Source organism: Comamonas sp. A7-5 (assembly GCF_039581385.1).
Taxonomy (GTDB): domain Bacteria; phylum Pseudomonadota; class Gammaproteobacteria; order Burkholderiales; family Burkholderiaceae_C; genus Comamonas; species Comamonas thiooxydans.
The window spans coordinates 1-18,492 of sequence record NZ_JBCPWO010000004.1 but is presented as its reverse complement, the minus strand read 5'-3'; the positions used below and the strand labels follow the sequence as shown (position 1 = coordinate 18,492).

The following is an 18,492-nucleotide window of genomic DNA, read 5'->3' as shown; positions in this document are numbered from 1 at the left end:
TGCCATCGGGCCTGGGAAGATGGTTTGGCGCCGTGATCCACCCAGCCGGCATCATGCAAGCCGCCAAAGAAAAAGCCCGCGTCATGGCGGGCAGGTCTTTGTTGCGCAACAAGTCAAGGGCGCAAGTTGACGGTCTTCGAATATCTGTCGAGGTGCTCCAGCAGGCGCTCGTAGAGCTCATCTGTCGCCATCGAGTTCAAGACCTCCGCCTTGATCTCTTCGGCGCGCTGGCTGAAGTTGTGTTGCAGATTGCTTTTCTTGTTGTCATCCAGCGTTTCGATCAGGGCAATGAGAAGTGCTTCTTGCGCCATGATCTGGCCTTTCATCATCCTCAGCTGGGCGCTTTGATTGCCTAGGAACTCCATCCAACCCTTTCTCTTTCATGATGTGTGTCAAGTTTGAGGAATTATGGTGACTGTAGCTGTCGCGGAAATTTCACCTCCCTCGTTCTCCGAGCCACAGAAAGTGCCTGGAAGTGTGCAATTGATGCACAGAGGCCGTGGTGTGGCTTGAATCCTGAATCCGGACCGCAGGCCTGTTGTTTTGGCGACCGGGGCTTTGCTCTTCAAGGCAGCTCGTGAAGCTGATGGCGCTTGCTGCGCCCGGCCGCGTTCTTCCAGCCTGCCGGGCTGAATCTCCGATCCTCCGGTACAGGGCTGGCGCCGGCAGCAAGGCGGGGCTATCTCCATCAAGACAGCAGTTGCTTTGTTACGGACGGATGACATGGAAAAATACCGGGGTTGGTCCATCTACGAGGTTGTGATGCCCTTGTTTCACACCACTGTGTTGACTGGTCTGGCGATGCTGGCCTTTGCCGGCAACTCGCTGCTGTGCCGCCTTGCGCTCCAATCCCACTCCATTGATGCCGCGAGCTTTACGGCAGTGCGCCTGGCTTCGGGCGCGGCCATGCTGGCGCTGGTCGTGAGCCTGAAACGCGCTCCCTCTACCGGTGTTGGCAACTGGACGTCGGCGGGCTTGTTGTTCGCTTATGCGACGTTGTTTTCCTTCGCCTACGGGAGTCTGTCGGCCGGTGTCGGTGCCTTGCTGCTTTTCGGCGCGGTGCAGGCGACGATGGTGGGCGTGGGCCTTTGTCGCGGCGAGGCACTTTCACCCCGGCAATGGGGTGGATTGGTGCTGGCTTTCGGCGGCCTGGTGGTGTTGCTGCGACCCGGACTCTCGGCTCCGCCCCTGGGAGCGGCTTTGCTCATGCTCCTTGCAGGGGTTGCCTGGGGGCTGTATTCCTTGCTCGGCAAGGGCGCAACCGACCCGATCGGCGTGACGGCAGGAAATTTCTTGCGGACGGTGCCGCTTTCGCTGCTGATGCTCGTGTTGGTGCAGGGGCAGGCCTCATGGAGCACGGCAGGATTGATGTATGCGCTGTGCTCCGGAATGCTGACTTCCGGACTGGGCTACGTCGCATGGTATGCGGCGCTACCTCAGCTGAAGGCGGGGGCTGCAGCATCAATACAGCTGAGCGTTCCCTTGCTGGCCGCCATCGGTGCCGTCTCCCTGTTGGGAGAGCCCTGGACCATGCGGCTGACTCTGGCTGGTGCGGCCATACTGGGCGGTATCTCATTGGTTGTGGTGACCCGGTCTGGCGGCAGGCCTGCTGTGGCAAAAGAGTAGTTGTGCAATCCTTTCCCTAGCGCTCTTCAGGAGCCAGGGGATCAGTGCTTGCAGCATCTTTGCGCTGCTGCGAATGTCACGAGCTTGAATGCACGGGGTGGTCGATGCACAAGCTCCCATGCGCATCCCTGCCGTCGTGCCGACGAACATCGCTTTACACGGGTATCCACCGGCAGGAATAGGCTGTCAGTGCCACTTGTAGAAAGGGCTGCCATGAAAGAGCTAGTTGCACTGACTGCGTTCGCCTTGATATTGACCGGATGCGTGATGCAGAGGCCGGTCAATGGGCAAGGAATGGATCCAGGCTCCCATCAGGTTGAGAAGAATGCGGATCGGGATCTTAGAAACAACGATATTCAACAGCGGGATCGCCCGATCGACTTTGAAAACGACTGGGACCGGGACCACTTTCGTGACCGCGGAAACGAGGGCCGTGAAAATCAAGGCAGCCTGTGGCCGTGGCCGGGCTCCGGATTGAGTGGCGGGCGCACCTATCCGGGAGGCCAAAGCTGGGGCTATTAGCGCAGCGTCACGCGTCAACTATCACGAAGTGCTGCTGTGCTGCAGTGCCGCAACCCGGCAGCCGGGCATGCATGCCTGGTCGGGCGAACCCATTGCGCGGCGCCTTTGCCGGGATGAGGGGAGGGCACAGCTGCCATCCCACATAGCTGCGGCGCCCAGGCAGAAGACGAAAAAGCAGGCCGGCTTGCCGTCAAACGGCCACTTGGCCATTTGCATGCATTCCCCGGATGTAAACGGAGCTCCTTCGCCAGCTGGCGGGCATCGCGGGGCATGTCAAAAGAAAATTCCTCAAGATGCTGGCAGTTGTTTGCGCAAAACCGGGCTTACACATTGAAAAACCGCGCGAATTCGGTCCGTCTAAACTTCGTACATGAAAAAACTGTTTGGAGTCTCTGCCCTCGTCTTGCTGTTGTCGGGATGCTACGCGGTGGGCCCTGGATACAGCTACGGGTATAGCGATACCTACATCTATCAGCCTTATGGCGGCTCGTACTACTACGGGCGGCCTGCATATAGGCCTGGGTACTACCACCATCATCACGCGCACCGCCCACCGCACTCAGGCCACGGAGGGCATGGAAATCACCGTCCACCGCATGGAGGCCATCGCCCGGGTGGCGGCCATGGTCACGGCCATCGCTGAATGACAGGCCTCGACTGGCGCGGTCGAGCGAAGGCTGAGAAACAGATAACGTCGCGGTTTGCCAGGTCAGGGAGGCAGCAATCCAATATGTCCGGGCTGACGCAAAACGCCGTGTCACCTGGTGTGACTACCGGAGGGCTCGCCGTGATCGGGCGGCTGCCTGGTTAGAGATTTCCGCCCGAAATCTCGATCAGGCTACCTGTGGTGTATGGCGACTCGTCCGAGATGAGCCATACAATTGCATTGGCAACCTCCAGAGCGGTCCCTCCGCGCTTCATGGGAACGCCAGCGGCCAGGCGCCGAACCCGGTCCGGCTGCCCCCCGCTGGCATGAATATCCGTTTCAATGAGGCCGGGACGGACAGCGTTGACGCGGATGCCTTCCGCGGCCACTTCCTTGGCCAGCCCCAGAGTCATCACATCCACAGCACCCTTGGAGGCCGCGTAGTCGACGTACTGGCGTGGCGCGCCAAGCCTTGCCGCAATGCTGGACACATTGACGATGGCTCCACCATGGCCGCCATTGGCAGTGCTCATGCGAAGCACCGCTTCGCGAGCACAAAGAAAAGCACCTATGGTGTTGATGCGAAACATTCGCTCAAGGCGCTGCAAACTGAACTCGGCCAGCGTCTGTGCCGTGTCCACAATACCTGCGTTGTTGACCAGGGCGTCCAGGCGCCCGAACTGTACATCTGCCACGGCAAAAAGACGGCGAATCTGCTCTTCGCAGCCCATATCCGCCTGAATGGCCATGGCGTGCCTGCCCATTTCCGTGATTTGCGAGACAACCGCATCGGCTGCCGTCTGGTCTGTATTGAAGCTGAGCAGCACGTCCCAGCCTGCCGCTGCTGCTTGCAGGGCGGTGGCTGCGCCAATGCCTCGGCTGCCTCCGGTGATGAGCACAACTTTGTTTTTCATGGGGCTCCTTGGTGATCCATTTGATTCTGCCGCGAGTCTCGTCTCCAGCTTCACGGTTCTCGATTCATCTTATCGCCGCATTTCCTCTGCGGCCTAGGCTTGATCCGGTCCAAGTGCTCATGCTTTTGTATCTCAAGGCAACAAAAAACCACCTGTAGAGGTGGTTGAAAACCAATCGCAAGGCTGGATTCAAGAGACAGGGCTACCAGTATCGGTAGTTGTGGCGCATGCGCAGCAGTCTCTCTTCCTCCTGCTTTTTTTCCATGTCTGTGGGCTCTTGCGAGTCTAGTTGGGGCGGCGCAGGGAAATCCTTGTCCATGGAGAACAGCTCCTTGGTGGTTTCCCAGAACTTCTGGATTGGCGGGGGAATACGGCTATCTGGCATATAGACCTCCAGTCCTGGATGACGAATCAAGATTGATCGCCGAGCTCCACAGTACTCTTTTTAATAACCTTGAAGCCCTATCCATTAAGTAAAACGTCAGCTTTGGTGCATAAACAGGATGGGGGCGAACGCCAGGAAAAGCAGCGATGCCTCGTTTCCATCGGCTCTGACAAGGCTTCGGGCTGATGGCTCTTGATGCACGGGTTCGGCAATTCAGGTGCCACAGGCTGTCCGAGACTGGCGAGCAGATGCGGCTAGCATGCAAGGCTCAACAGTGGAGCAGAAATGGAAAAGTACCGATTCAATGTGTTTGGCGACATCCTGGCCATAGAGCGCAGCAACTCGGGATGGCGCTGCTTTGCGGTTGGGCTCGATGGAAAGCTTGGCCCGGTGGATCTGGTCGTTCCTCCCGAGATCACTTATGAGGAGCTGCCTCAGTACCTTTATGACATCTACCATGAGAGCGCGGCATTGTCGGATGGCGACATCTTCGAGATATCCTGAGCCTCATCCGGATGCTGTCCGCAGCTCGTCAGAGATCTATGGTGCTGCTCCCCATTGTGTCTGTGACTCATTCGCCAATCTGTTCGGCACCGACTTCATCACTGCAAGGAGATGGCCGCCATGACTCTTCAGAAGAACCCGCTCAAAGAACCGGAACCCAAGCCGGATCCGATTGATCCGCCCAATGATCAGCCGCCTGCAGAGCTGCCGGGCGATCCGATAGAGCAGCCCAATGTGTAGCTGCTAAAGCCCGCGAAGTGCAAGCTGTCTTCATTTGCTGGCGAACATCCGAAGTGGGACCATGACTGCATCAATGCACTCAAGGAGAGCGGCGATGTCTACTCTCATGATTCAACTGATTGGTCTGCAACTGGTCGTCTTGCTGGTGGCCTGGGTCATTTACGAGGTCAGAGACGATTGGACGTAAAAACCGGCTGCAGCAAGCCTCTGCCGCTCGATCAAGTCACTTGCTGATGATCGAGCGCAAAGCGTCAGGTGGGCAAGTGGCCTATGTGCCCCGCTGATCTGTCTGTGGCAAGCATGGATGCCCTGCAATCTTCGGATGACCGGGCTGAATGGAGTTTTGGGCCGCGCCAGCATCGACACAGCCGGGGAGCTTGCCTGACCTTGTCTATCTGCTTGCAAGGCAGCGGTGCATGGCGCCGGATGCGCAGTCAATACCAGCCGGCGTGGCCCGGGCCGGCTCAAACCCTTCTATAGCCAGCGTCGTACCTGCCGACAATAGGCCACGAACAAGGCACCAAATTTCGCCTGCAGCGCTCTTTCCTCTGGTCGTATCTGGAAGTGCTGAAGGTAGGCCATGAACAGCGGCACAAGCAGCAATCCCGATAACTTGCCCAAATACATGGCGAGTGCCAGCAATAAAAGCGCAAAGCCCAGATACATCGGATTGCGTGTCACCCGATAGATCCCGCTGACCACCAGCGCCGTCGATGCTGCCGGGTTGATGGGGTTCACCGTGGTCCGGGCATGCTGAAATGCCCGAACACCGGCGAGGCAGAACGCTCCGCCCACTGCGGCGAGCATGAGGGCCACCATCCATGAAGCAGTGAATCCGATCGGCAGGATATCGGGCAGAAACCACATTGCCACGGCAAACACAGCGAACAGCGCCATCGGCGGCACCCGAAGCATGAGTAAAGAGGGTTTGTTCTGCGGTGGGGATTGAGAAATCATGCATTCAAGCCTAAAGCTTAAAGTGGCTTCATTGTCAATCATGTGCTGCAGCATGACCTGGGTGCATGCCACGCCATTGAATGCAAGCGGGGCTATGACTTCTGATGCTCAAAAAATACCGCGCTATTGCGGGCTTGCATTACCCAGATGTTGGCAGATCAGGACGTAAGCACGGATGCATCAAACCTGGCATTCAGTTTTCGTGGCATATGAACGATATTGCTGAGTTTTCAGTTTCTAAAAATAAGAATTTTCTTATCCTCATCATCGACTGCTTTGATTAGCATGTTCTCTGTCGTCTGATGCTTGCTTGGGTCCATCTCCATATTTCGTCAGTGATCGCTGAGAGCGCCGTCTTATTTTTGCTTGTCTTGATAAATGGGGAACCGATTGATACGCCGGTTTTCATACTCATTCAAGAGTGCATTGACTTGCATGAAATCGTTGGCGTAGGCGGGCACTGAGGCCGCTGAGTGCTTCAGTCCGGAACCCTGGCTTCAAGGGTGGCAGCCGGTGTAGAAATAAAAAATTCGCCGTTAGCGAAGCTACTTCTCAAAAAAATAAAAAAGTCACGAGTGAAAATTGGATTTCACACTTGGCCTGGCCACGGAAAACAGTGAAAGCTCTTTCTACTGCTGTGGAGGTAATTCACTGCAGGAAACTTGTTATTCATTAAATATGCTGCTGTTGTAGCTTTTGTATGCCGGCCATCAGCCATAAACATGGCTGCTTTCATGCGAGAAATAATGACACAAGAAATAAATAGCTCTTTTATGAGGGAGACAGCGCCTGGCAAGCGTTTTCAATTGACGTCACTATTTGTTGCCGTACTCAGCTTTGCAGCTCCTGCCATGGCGCAACTGTCCGGTTCAGCCATTGAACAGCAGCAGTTGCAACGACAGCAAGAGCGTGAACGGGAACTGCGTGAGCGCATGGCTCCCAATGCAGATACCTTGCAGCCGCGGACCAAGGCCATTGCGCTGGAGATGCCGACGAGCGAGATTCCCTGCTTTGCGCTGCACTCCCTTGAATTGACAGGAGAAAAACTTGATCAAGTGCCGTGGCTCAAGGCGGCAGCGGGTATTGATCTGAGTGCCAGGCCTTGCATTGGGGCGAAGGGTGTCGAAGTCATCCTGGCTCGGCTGCAGCAGGCAGTGCTTGAGCATGGCTACGTTACCTCCCGGGTCATGGTGGCTCCGCAAAACCTCCAAAGCGGGGTGCTGACCGTTGCTTTCATTCCCGGCGTTCTCAGGTCCATCAGATTTACCCCGGACAGCACAGGAGACACTTCACTTATTGCAGCGCTGCCGTCCAAACCTGGCGAGCTGCTGCAACTGCGTGATATTGAGCAAGGCTTGGAAAACCTCAAGCGTGTTCCAACGGCAGATGCCGATATTCAAATCACTCCCGCCGAAGGCCCGGATGTCGAACCCGGCCAAAGTGATTTGATGATTACCTATAAGAAAATAAGCCCGCTGCGCTTTAACGTCGCCTTGGATAATGGCGGCACCAAATCCACAGGAAAAGTCCAGGGCACGGGCACCGTGTCCTGGGACAACCCGCTGGGCCTGAATGATCTGATGTATTTCAGCTTCGGCGGTGGTATCGGCAATGGTGGCAACCGTGGCACCGAGACCCGTGCTGCGCAGTATTCCGTGCCTTTGGGATACTGGCTGGCAGCCCTGTCCGGCTCCTATAACAAGTACCACCAAGGCGTGGCCGGTGCCTATCAAAACTACACCTACAGCGGCGAATCCAGCAACCTGGATTTCAAGCTAAGCCGCGTAGTGTTTCGCAATGCCTCCTCGAAGACAACGGTTGGCATCAAGGCGTTCCAGCGGACCTCCAACAACTACATCGACGATGTGGAAATCGATGTCCAGCGCAGGCGCACCTCGGGCTTTGAGCTGAGCCTGAACCAGCGCAGCTATCTGGGCAATGCCATCCTGGATGCCAATCTGGCCTACAAGCGAGGCACAGGTGCTTTTGCGGCCTTGCACGCGCCAGAGGAGCCCTTTGGTGAAGGCACTTCGCGCATGAAGCTCTTCATTGCCGATCTGGCATTGTCCAAGCCCTTCGAGCTGGGCGGCACCAAACTCAGGTTCAGCAGCAACTGGCATGGCCAGTGGAACAAGACGCCGCTGACGCCACAGGACCGCCTCGGTATCGGCGGCCGTTACACGGTGCGGGGCTTTGACGGAGAAAGCACCTTGCTGGCGGAGCGTGGCTGGTACTGGCGCAACGAACTCAGCACCTCCTTGAGTCTGGGCGCTGCGGGCAATGCCGAAGCCTTTTTGGGCCTGGATACCGGCCATGTCAGCGGGCCCTCTGCGAAGTACCTGGTGGGCCATTCATTGACCGGCGCGGCCATAGGCCTGCGTGGGGCCTGGCGAAAGCTCTCCTATGAAGTCTTTGTGGCAACGCCTGTCAAAAAGCCGGAGCACTTCCGAACCTCCCACACCAACCTGGCTCTGAGCCTGGCCTACAGCTTCTGAGGCGTCGTCATGAACAAGAATCTTCATCGCGTTATCTTCAACAAAGCGCGTGGCATCCGGATCGTGGTGCAGGAAACAGCCTCCAGCGAAGGCAAGGCCGGCAATGGCAGCACACAGACAGGGGCTGCCCACTCAGGTGTCTCGTCGGCGGGAAGTTTGCGCACTGCCAGATCCTTCCTCAGCGATTTCCCGTTCTCTGCTGCAGCCAGAACAGCAGGCATGCTGGCACTGGCTCTGGGGGCTCCTGCCGGTTTTGCGCAAATCATTGCCGATCCCTCGGCCCCCAACCGTCAGCGCCCCACGGTTCTGGAATCAGCCAACGGCACGCCCACGGTCAACATCCAGACCCCTTCCGCGGGTGGCGTGAGCCGCAACACCTACCAGCAGTTCGACATCGGGCAAAAAGGCGCCATCCTCAACAACAGCCGCAGCAATGTGCAAACCCAGATTGGTGGCTGGGTGCAAGGCAATCCATGGCTTGCCAACGGCGGCGCCAGAGTCATCGTCAACGAAGTCAATTCAGCGGCCCAATCCCGCCTGATGGGACCGCTGGAAGTGGCAGGCCGGCGGGCAGACGTCATCATCGCCAACCCTTCGGGTCTGGTGGTCGATGGCCTGTCCTTCATCAATGCTGCAGGCGTGACCCTGACGACGGGCAGACCGCTGTACGGAGCCAATGGAGCGGTTGACGGCTTGAATGTGCAAGCCGGTCTCATCAGCATCCAGGGCAATGGGCTTGATGCCACCAAGGCAGATTACGCCAACATCCTTGCAAGAGCCATCTCGCTGAACGCCGGGCTGTGGGCTCAAGACCTCAAGGTCGTCACAGGCGTCAACCAGATTGCCATCGATGGCAGCGTCCAGCAAAGCAAGCCCAGTGCGACAGGCGCAGAGCCTGAGAAACCCCAGTTCGCCCTGGACGTCGCTCAGTTGGGCGGCATGTATGCGGGCAAGATCTTTATCGTAGGCACCGAGTCTGGCTTGGGTGTTCGAAACTCCGGCCTGCTCCAAGCCGGTAGCGGCAGCCTCACCTTGAACAGTGAAGGCTGGCTCAACAACAGCGGCTCCATCCAATCCACCAGCTCCGATGTTGTCGTGAACACGCGTGGCGCGGTAGAGCAAAGCGGTGCCATCTATGGCGGCGGCAATGTCCAATTGAGTTCGCAGGCGAGCCAGGCACACAGCGGCACAGTGGCTGCATTGGGTGATGTCTCCATTCAGGCTGCAGGGGCTGGAGCGCAGATTCAGGCCCGAGATGCAACAGTCTGGGCGGCTGGCTTGCAAACGGATGGCCGGTTGCTCGGGGATAGAAATCTGAGCGTGCATGCAGATGCACAGCTGCAGACCTCAGGCCAGGCGCTGGCCACCCGCAATGTGCAGATGCGATCTGCAAGCCTTGACCTGACTTCGTCTCGCCAGCAGGCTAAAGCCTTGCAACTGCATGCCACAGCAGGTGATTTGCAAGCCCAAGGCAGCCAGTTGCTGGCAACCGAGCAAATGTTTCTGCAAACGGGCCAGACACTCACGACAAATGGCGCGCGAGTGCAGGCCTCCAGTCTCGGCATCCATGCCAACGCTCTGAGCAATGTCGGCGGACAGATCATCCAAAGCGGCGGCAGTGACCAGACAATCGCTTTGCAAGGGGATCTGGACAACAGAGCTGGTCTGATTCAAACAGCAGCCGGTAACCTGAACATTGCTGCCCGGAACATCGATAACACGGCAGGCCAGCTGCTGCATGCCGGTGGCGGAAGCTTCAACTTGAGCAGCCAAGGCCAGCTCCTCAATGACTCCCGAAGCAGCAGTCAACCGGCTGTCACGGATGGTGCGCGCATTGTGAGCAATGGCTCCCTGTATGTGCAAGCCCAGGCCTTGAGCAACAGCGGCAGCGTCCATGCGGCGCAGGCGCTTGAGACACATGCCTCGACCCTGAACAACAGCGGAGTCATGTATTCGGCAGGCAGCCAGGCACTGACGGTTGATGGCAGCATGAGCAGCAGTGCAACGATTGGCGCAGCCCAGAACCTGACTGTGAAAACAGGCAGCTTCAATGGCGCAGCCACTCATGTACTGGCTGCGGGCATGGCCGCTGACGGCAAGCTTGCCGGAGCTGGTGTCCTGACCGCAACTGCATCCGCACATTTGCAGAGCGCCGGGCAAATTCTGGCAGCAGGCAACGTCAGTCTTGATGCCGCAAGCCTGGACCTCAGACAGAGCAGCGCGGCCAGCACAGCAGGCAATATGAGCCTGACGGCTCAAAGCGGCGACATCCAGACGGGCGGCGCCCGCATCAGCAGCGCAGGTCTTTTGGCCATCCGAGCCGACGGCTCGAGCAGCCAGCGCCTGGACAACACCCTCGGACAGATCAGCGCAACGCAGCTCAGCATCGACGCGGGCAAGCTCGACAACACAGATGGATTGATCTCTGCGGTCGAGCAACTCGACATTACCAGTGCTCAATTGATCAATGGCGCCACCCCTGCGGCAAGCACAGCCAAAGGCATTCAAAGCCAGGCGGGCGATGTTCATCTGAACGTTCAGCAACTCGATAACAGCGGGAGCATCCAGGCCGCGAAGAGCCTGATTGCGGCAACTTCAAGTCTGAGCAATAGCGGCACCCTCTACGCAGGACGCGCGCAGACGCTGAATGCGAGCGGTGCAATCACCAGCAGCGGGACGATTGCCGCTGCCCAGGACCTGAACGTGACAGCCGCCTCGTTTGCAGGCGCTGGCAGCAATGTGCTGGCTGCAGGCATGGCTGCGGACGGAAAACTCGTCAATCCCGGGACTTTGAACGTCACCACTTCGGGTGGATTGCAGACAGCCGGCCAGGCATTGGCTGCAAACAATGTCAACCTCGGCGGCGGCAGTCTGGATCTGGGAAGTGCAACGGCAGGCAGTGCCAATGCAGATGTGAATCTGAGTGCCGCCCAGAGCAGCATTGTCACGGCGGGTTCCAAAGTCAGCACGCCAGGCAAGCTGTCCATTACCGCCAACACGGTTGCAGGCCAAACGCTGGACAACACCGCAGGCCGCCTGGCTGGCCAGCAATTGCAAATTCAGGTTGGGCAGTTAGACAACCATCAAGGACGCATTGAACAGTCCGGGGGCGCTGATCTGGACATCAATCTGAGGGGCGGCGCACTGAACAACAACGCCGGGCGCATTGTTGTCAATGCGGCAAATCTCAAGCTTCAATCCGGTGCGCTGGACAATACAGATGGACTGATCAGCCATGCCGGCTCAGGGCACGGAGCACTGCAGGCATCCAGCCTTGACAACAGCCGTGGACAGATCCTTGGCAACGGAACCTTGTCTTTGGCCAGCAGCGGCAATGTCGGCAACAGCGATGGACTGATCTCATCCAATGGCGACCTGCAACTGACAAGTGCAGACCTGGGCAACACCCGTACAGGCACCTCAGGAAACGCCACAGGCATTCAAAGCCAAAGCGGCAACCTCACGGTCAATGCCCAAGCCATCACCAACAGCAGCAACCTCTATGCTGCCAAGGATCTCAGAACCACGGCCGCCAGCTTGGACAACAGCGCAACGCTGTACGCAGCTGGTGAGCAGACCTTGGATGTGGCCGGCGCGGTTGGCAATCAAGGAACCATTGCCGCAGCCAAAAATCTGTCGCTCACTGCAGACAGCTTTGCCGGCGGTGCTGCCAATGTTCTGGCGGCCGGCATGGCCGCCAACGGACAACTAAGTGGCAGCGGCGCATTGACGGCAGTGACATCCGGCAGCCTGCAAACCAATGGGCAGGCACTGGCGACAGGCTCATTGAACCTGAAAGCCGCCAGCCTCGATCTTCAAGGCAGCACCACTGGAAGCACCGGTGCAGACGTGACCCTGAGCGCGACGACGGGAGATATTCAAGCTGCTCAGGCCAGGATCAGCACACCCGGATTGCTGAGTATCTCCAGTACTGCCGGACAAAAACTCGACAGCTCCAAGGCGCAGCTCAGTGGTGGGCAGCTCAGCATCGATGTCGGCGAGATAGACAATACCGAAGGCGTCATCCAGCAGACGGATACGGCTTCCGGAGCCGCCAACCCCGTTGCAGGCATTCGCAGTGCTGGCGCTATCAACAATAACGCGGGACGCATCGTTGCCAATGCGCAGGACTTCGCTTTGGCCTCCGGTGGGGTGCTTGACAACACGGACGGGATGATCGGTCATGCTGGCTCCGGCCAGCTTCGCGTGGATACGGGCGGATTCCACAACACACGTGGAAAAATCATCGGCAACGGGGCAACCACGCTCACCAGCTCTGCGGATGTCGACAACACCAGCGGCATGGTTGCAGGGCAGCAGAGCGTGACGGCAACAGCCACGGCTTGGGACAACAGCCAGGGTACCTTGGTTGCAGTTCAAGGCGACCTCAATCTTCACACCACAACGAATGCCGTCAAGAACGCTGCAGGCCTGATCCAGGCGGACAACGATATTCGGCTCACATTGGACGGCGCGGGCAATCAACTGCACAACGGCCAAGGCAAGATCGTGTCGGGACGAGACGCCATCCTGTCGACCGGCCAGATGGGCAACGATGCAGGCCTGGTGGCCGCAGGTCGCAATCTCGGCATTGACACCCACCAGCAATCTCTGAGCAACCAGGCAAGCCGCAGCAGCGCAGGTTCTCTGGGCCTGGTCGCCGGCGCACAACTGGACATTCACAGTGGCACCTTGAACAACCAAGGGGGTCTGATCAGTGCCCAGACCGACCTGAACATCACGAGCAGCGGCGCGATCAACAGCACCGAGAAGAATGCTCAGGCTGCGCAGATATACAGCGGTGCACAGCTCAACCTGCAATCAACAGGTATCGACAACTCGGGCAGCCAGATTCTTGCGGTGCAAGGCGCAGGTATCAACGTCGGTAGCGGCACACTGACCAATCAGGCAGGGCTGGTCCGGGTAGGGCAGGCATTGACGATTCAGGCCGCAAATATCGATAACAGGAACACCCTGGCTTTGAACGGCGATGGGAGCGCACAAGCGCTGGGCCTGGAAGCCAGCACGATTTCCGTGACCGCTGCCAAGCTGGACAACGGCCAAGGGGCTGTGCGTGCAGGCCAGGACTTGACGATTCTGAGCGACGGCCAACTGATCAATGATCGGGGCGAGCTCAGTGCCGGCAAGCAACTGAAGATTGCAGCCGACCAGGCCGCCACTCCCACACTGAACATCAGCAACAACGTGGGTCAAATCGTTGCCGATCACAAGGTGGACCTTCGCACAGGCAGCCTGAACGGCGCAGGAGAGATTGCCTCGCGCGGTGACGTAAGCCTGAATTTGCAAGGGGACCATACCCTGGCGGGCACCTTGCAGGCTGGTGGCCACTTGCAGCTGCAAGCCACGGGCACATTGACAAACCCGGTCACTGTCCAAGCCGGAAAGAACCTGACTGTCAACGCCAGCAACCTGGACAACCAGGCGACGGGCGAGCTGCTGAGTGGGCAAACAACGCAGCTCACGATCGCCAACACCTTGACCAATCGCGGGCTGATCGACGGTGCCGACACCCGCATTCAGGCTGGCAATGTCAACAACGTTGGCACCGGCCGCATCTATGGTGACCGGGTAGCGATTGCAGCCAGCGCGCTGACCAACCAGGAAGAAACCGTTGCAGGCATCACCCAGGCTGCAACGATTGCTGCGCGAGAGCGGATCAACCTGGGCGTTCAAAACATCACCAACCGGGAAAATGCGCTGATCTATAGCGCAGGAGATCTCTTCACTGGTGGGGCGCTCGATTCAAATTGGCATGCCACAGGCGCAGGGCAGACGCTCAACAACAACAGCGCCACGCTGGAGTCTGCCGCCAGCATGGTGCTGGGGCATGACCAGGTTCGCAATACCAATGAGCATCTGCAGTGGACATTGGTTGATGGCCAGCGTCAAAAGATTGTTGAATTTCAAGCACCCAATGGTCAGCGCTACAAGGGCAGCGACGTTCTGCTGATCTCCAATGGCAATGTTGGAGGCTCCGGGTTGAAGGACATTAGTTTCGTGGTCAGCGGCAATGACTGGCGGTGCAGCATGGGCGGAGAAACCTGCTCATTCACTACCGGTGAAACGACAGCCTTCGATCAGTATTACAAAGGCCTGCTCCTGCCTTCTGAGCGATATCCGTTCGAGAAATATGCGCCTTACTACAACCCCAGCTATGTCGATGACAACGGCCAGCGGGTTCAGGGCTATATGCAATACAGCGGCGACCGAATCATTGGATTCATGAACGTCGTGCCTCAGATCATCAAAGGGGCGCACTACGCAGCCGACCACCGAATCTGGAGCGACTTTGGCGTGCAGCCCTATACCGGGCCTGCGCCTGTTTTAAGCAGCACCAATCCCTGCGCCGCTCTGGCACGCTGCACAGTGGGCTATCACACCATCGACAACTGGGATAGCGGGAGCCGGTATGTCCAGGTCACCCAGGCTCACGTAGATGAATACAACGCCTACAAACCGCTGCTGGACGCGCGCAACGCAGCGGATGCCGCCCTGGACGCGAAGCTGGATGCCTTCTACCAGGATATTCGCAATCGCTGGATTGGGGATTTTGTCTTCTACGACTACAGCAGCACCGAGCAAAGTGCGCAAGTGACGCAATCTGCCCCCGGAAAAATCGTGGCAGGCGGCAATCTGCAATGGAATGGATCGAATCCATCCAGCAAGCTCCTGAATCAGGACAGCACCATTCTGGCGGGTGGATCGATCAACGCGACGGGCGGCTCACTCGATAACCGAGCTACGACCGTGGATGTCAAATCGGTCGTCCAAGGCTATGTCTACAGCACATGGAATGGAGGCTCCAGCACTCCAAACCGCAAGTACAGCGGCTCGGTCTATGCACCTGCAGGCGCAATCAAGACGCAGACACTGGCCTCCTACACATATACGGAGCACGCTGCGAACCCCTCGACCGGCGCAGCGCCTGGAGCCAGCGCCATTTCTGCGGTGCAGGCACAAGCATCTGCTGCGGGCGCGGTGGATGCCATCCATCATTCCGTGGCTCCTGGAGCCGTTCAGGGAACGCAGGCCGGCCCGGCTGCCGGTGCAGCCACTGCAACGCAGACCCAGGGGCAGATCACCAGCAATGCCGTAGCGGGCGTGGCGGCGCAAGGGGGCAGCGCTCAAGCGCAGGCCTCTGCCAAGGTTGGTGCAGCCGCGATCCCCGAGAGCACGGCGGCGGATGCATCCAATGCCAGATCAGCGTCCTCTCAATTCAATATTCGCACCACCCCGCCCAACACCCAGATACCTGGGACCTCCCTGTATCGCCAGCGCCCTGAAGCAGGCGCGCTATACCTGGTCGAGACAGACCCCAGGTTCACGCAATATAAAAACTGGCTGTCTTCGGACTACATGCTCCAGGCTCTGCAAATGGACCCCGGCACCGTTCAAAAGCGACTGGGCGACGGGTTCTATGAGCAGCAACTGGTGCAGCAGCAAATCGGGCAACTCACGGGTCGCCGATTCCTGGGCAACTACACCAGCAATGACGAGCAATACAAGGACTTGCTGCAAAACGGCGCAACCTTCGCCCAGGCCCAAGGCTTGCGCCCAGGTATAGAGCTCAGTGCGACACAGGTGGCGCAACTGACCAGCGACATCGTCTGGCTGGTCACCAAGGAAGTGACGCTACCCGATGGCTCCAGGCAAAGCGTTCTGGTTCCGCAAGTGTATGTAAGGGTCAAGCCCGGCGACCTGGACGGCACAGGCACCTTGCTGGCAGGCTCGGATGTGAACCTGAACCTTTCCGGCAATGTCGTCAACAGCGGCAGCATTGCGGGCCGCAACACCTTGAGCATCACGGCCGAGAACATCCAGAATCTGGGCGGCCAGATGTCCGGCAACGACGTCAAGCTTGCAGCCCGGCAGGATTTTGACAACCTCGCAGGCATGATCAAGGGCGTGGACTCGGCCGCGGTGTCCGCAGGGCGTGACCTGAACCTCACAACCACCACGCAAGGCAGCGCAAACCAGGCAGGCGGCAACCGCTTTACCCAGACAGGGATCGATCGTGTCGCGGGCATCTATGTATCGGGGCCGGCCGGCGTGCTGGTCGCCAGTGCGGGCAACAACCTCAATCTCACGGCGGCGCAGATACAGAATGCGGGCACCGGCGCTACCGTGCTCACCGCTGGCAACAAGCTGAACCTCAACACGGTTGCGGTCGGCAGCAGCCAGGATATCAACTGGGACAGCAAGAACTACTTGCGCCAGTCGAGCACGCTGGATGTGGGCAGCCAGATCACCGGCGCTGGCCGCGTGACCCTCAGCGCAGGTCAGGATATCAATGCCAGGGCAGCCACCATCGATGCAGGCAAGGCCTTGAGCCTGTCCGCCGGCAACGACATCCAGATCAGTGCAGGCCAGGCAAGCCAGAGTCTGGACGAGGCGCATCAGCACACCACCAAAGGCTTCCTCTCCAGCAAGACCGTCACCACGCGGGAGCAACTGCACAGCACCACGGCAGTTGGAAGCAATCTGGGTGGAGATACGGTTGCTATCAACGCCGGCCGCGATATCGCCGTGACGGCAAGCAATGTTGTCTCAGACACGGGAACCAGCTTGCTGGCGGGCCGAGACGTCACCATCGCCGCCGCCCAGGAAACCTCCAGCGAACAGCACTACCGCAAGGAAACCAAGAGCGGCATCTTTGGCGGCGGCGCAGGCATCGGCTTCACCATCGGCAGCCGTATGCAAAGTGCCGATCAGACGGGCAGCCGCACCACGGCCGCTGCATCTACGGTCGGCAGCGTGGGCGGCGATGTCAACATCATTGCGGGCAATGCTTACAAGCAAGTCGGCAGCGATGTCATGGCCCCAGGCGGTGATGTCAATGTCGTGGCCAAAGAGGTTCAGATCGTCGAGGCCCGCGAAACCGGCAACTCCGCCACCGAGCAACGCTTCAAGCAAAGCGGCTTGAGCGTCAGCATCGGCAGCCCCGTCATCAGCGCCATACAGACAGCCGACAACATGGCGGATGCTGCCCGCAACACCGGCAGCGGCCGCATGCAGGCCCTGGCTGCAGCGGCGACGGCGTTGAACGTCAAGAACTCTGCGGGCGAGTTGCAGGGCGCTGCCCAGGCTCTGGCTGGTGGCGACCCCTCCAAGGCTGCCTCCATCTCCATCAGCCTGGGCTCCAGCAAAAGCCAGAGCAACACGGCACAAACCAGCGACAGCGCACGTGGCAGCACCGTCAAAGCCGGTGGCAATGTCAACATCCTTGCCCAAGGGGCGGGGGCGGACAGCTCCATCCTGGTTCGCGGCTCGGATATCACTGCCGGGCAGGACGCCACCTTGGCCGCAGAAGGCGATATCCGTCTGCAGGCGGCTCAGAATACGGCCAGCCTCGGCGGCCGCAGCAGCTCAAGCTCCGGCAGCATCGGCGTGAGCGTGGGGCAGCAGACCGGCATTACCGTCAGTGCCAGCAAAGGCCGTGGCAATCAGGCCGGCGACGACCTCACCCACACCAACACCCACATAGCGGCAGGCAACAGCGTCACACTCCAGTCCGGCGGCGACACCCACCTCAAGGGGGCGGTGGTCAGCGGCAAGCAGGTCATCGCCGATGTGGGTGGCAATCTCAATATCGAAAGCCTGCAGGACAGCAGCAGCTACGCCAGCCGCAACCAGTCGGCCGGTGGCAGCCTCACCATCAGCCCCGTGGGCGTGCCCATTGGCGGCGGATTGAATGCCGGTCGGAGCAAGGTCAACAGCAACTACCAAAGCGTCACCGAGCAAAGCGGCATCCAGGCAGGGGACGGCGGCTTCCAGGTCAGCGTCAAGGGCGACACCGACCTCAAGGGCGGTGTCATCGCCAGCAGCCAGACGGCGCTGGAGAAGGGCAAGAACCGTTTCAGCACCGGCGGGGCGCTCACCACCAGCGACCTGCACAACAGCGCCCACTATGACGGCCAGGCCGTGGGGGTCAATGCCAGCGTGGGCAACGATGCGGGCAAGTTCGGCGTCAAGGGCGTGGGAGCCGGCGTAGGCCAGGACAGCGGCAGCGCCCAGGGCACCACCACGGCGGGTATCTCGGGCATCGCCGGCGACCAAAGCGTGCGCACGGGCGATGCCACGGGCATCGAGCGGATATTTGATCAGAACAAGGTGCAGCGCGAGATCGATGCGCAGGTGGCGATCACGGCAGAGTTTGGGAAGCAGGCCAGCAAAGCTGCAGGA

10 protein-coding genes are annotated in these 18,492 nt (G+C 59.1%); 6 read left to right on the top strand and 4 right to left on the bottom strand.

Going from position 1 to position 18,492, the window contains the following annotated elements; genetic code table 11:
- Window positions 1-113 precede the first annotated feature (113 nt).
- Window positions 114-365: a hypothetical protein gene (locus AAIL67_RS08090; RefSeq protein WP_034359117.1), complete on the bottom strand. Its 252-nt coding sequence runs from the start codon at window positions 363-365 to the stop codon at window positions 114-116.
- Between the two features lie 397 nt (window positions 366-762).
- Here AAIL67_RS08090 and AAIL67_RS08085 point away from each other — a divergent pair, with 397 nt between their 5' ends.
- The 3 genes from AAIL67_RS08085 to AAIL67_RS08075 all read left to right on the top strand — a co-directional run bounded on the left by AAIL67_RS08085 (window position 763) and on the right by AAIL67_RS08075 (window position 2,795).
- The gene (locus AAIL67_RS08085) at window positions 763-1,626 is read left to right on the top strand and encodes a DMT family transporter (RefSeq protein WP_343483934.1); all 864 of its coding nucleotides are present in this window, start codon (window positions 763-765) and stop codon (window positions 1,624-1,626) included.
- A gap of 213 nt (window positions 1,627-1,839) precedes the next feature.
- Window positions 1,840-2,148 carry a hypothetical protein gene (locus tag AAIL67_RS08080; RefSeq protein WP_034395478.1) on the top strand — a complete coding sequence of 103 codons (309 nt, stop codon included), beginning with the start codon at window positions 1,840-1,842 and terminating at the stop codon, window positions 2,146-2,148.
- Between the two features lie 479 nt (window positions 2,149-2,627).
- Complete coding sequence (locus AAIL67_RS08075; protein WP_165572393.1) at window positions 2,628-2,795, top strand: hypothetical protein; 168 nt, start codon at window positions 2,628-2,630, stop codon at window positions 2,793-2,795.
- A 160-nt stretch (window positions 2,796-2,955) separates the two neighbouring features.
- On the opposite strand, the gene AAIL67_RS08070 is transcribed toward AAIL67_RS08075, so the two are convergent.
- Window positions 2,956-3,708, bottom strand: coding sequence for an SDR family oxidoreductase (locus AAIL67_RS08070; RefSeq protein ID WP_343483748.1), 753 nt, complete (start codon window positions 3,706-3,708; stop codon window positions 2,956-2,958).
- Between the two features lie 202 nt (window positions 3,709-3,910).
- Window positions 3,911-4,093: a hypothetical protein gene (locus AAIL67_RS08065; RefSeq protein WP_034359111.1), complete on the bottom strand. Its 183-nt coding sequence runs from the start codon at window positions 4,091-4,093 to the stop codon at window positions 3,911-3,913.
- A gap of 285 nt (window positions 4,094-4,378) precedes the next feature.
- On the opposite strand from AAIL67_RS08065, the gene AAIL67_RS08060 reads away from it, so the two are divergent.
- The gene (locus tag AAIL67_RS08060) at window positions 4,379-4,597 is read left to right on the top strand and encodes a hypothetical protein (RefSeq protein WP_034359109.1); all 219 of its coding nucleotides are present in this window, start codon (window positions 4,379-4,381) and stop codon (window positions 4,595-4,597) included.
- 714 nt (window positions 4,598-5,311) lie between these two features.
- Here AAIL67_RS08060 and AAIL67_RS08055 read toward each other — a convergent pair.
- On the bottom strand, window positions 5,312-5,836 hold the full coding sequence (locus tag AAIL67_RS08055; RefSeq protein ID WP_343483747.1) for an isoprenylcysteine carboxylmethyltransferase family protein: 525 nt from the start codon (window positions 5,834-5,836) through the stop codon (window positions 5,312-5,314).
- Window positions 5,837-6,645: 809 nt separating this feature from the next.
- Here AAIL67_RS08055 and AAIL67_RS08050 point away from each other — a divergent pair.
- Complete coding sequence (locus tag AAIL67_RS08050) at window positions 6,646-8,289, top strand: ShlB/FhaC/HecB family hemolysin secretion/activation protein (protein WP_343483746.1); 1,644 nt, start codon at window positions 6,646-6,648, stop codon at window positions 8,287-8,289.
- A 9-nt stretch (window positions 8,290-8,298) separates the two neighbouring features.
- Window positions 8,299-18,492: hemagglutinin repeat-containing protein (locus AAIL67_RS08045; RefSeq protein WP_343483745.1), on the top strand; the 10,194-nt coding region annotated here is incomplete at its 3' end.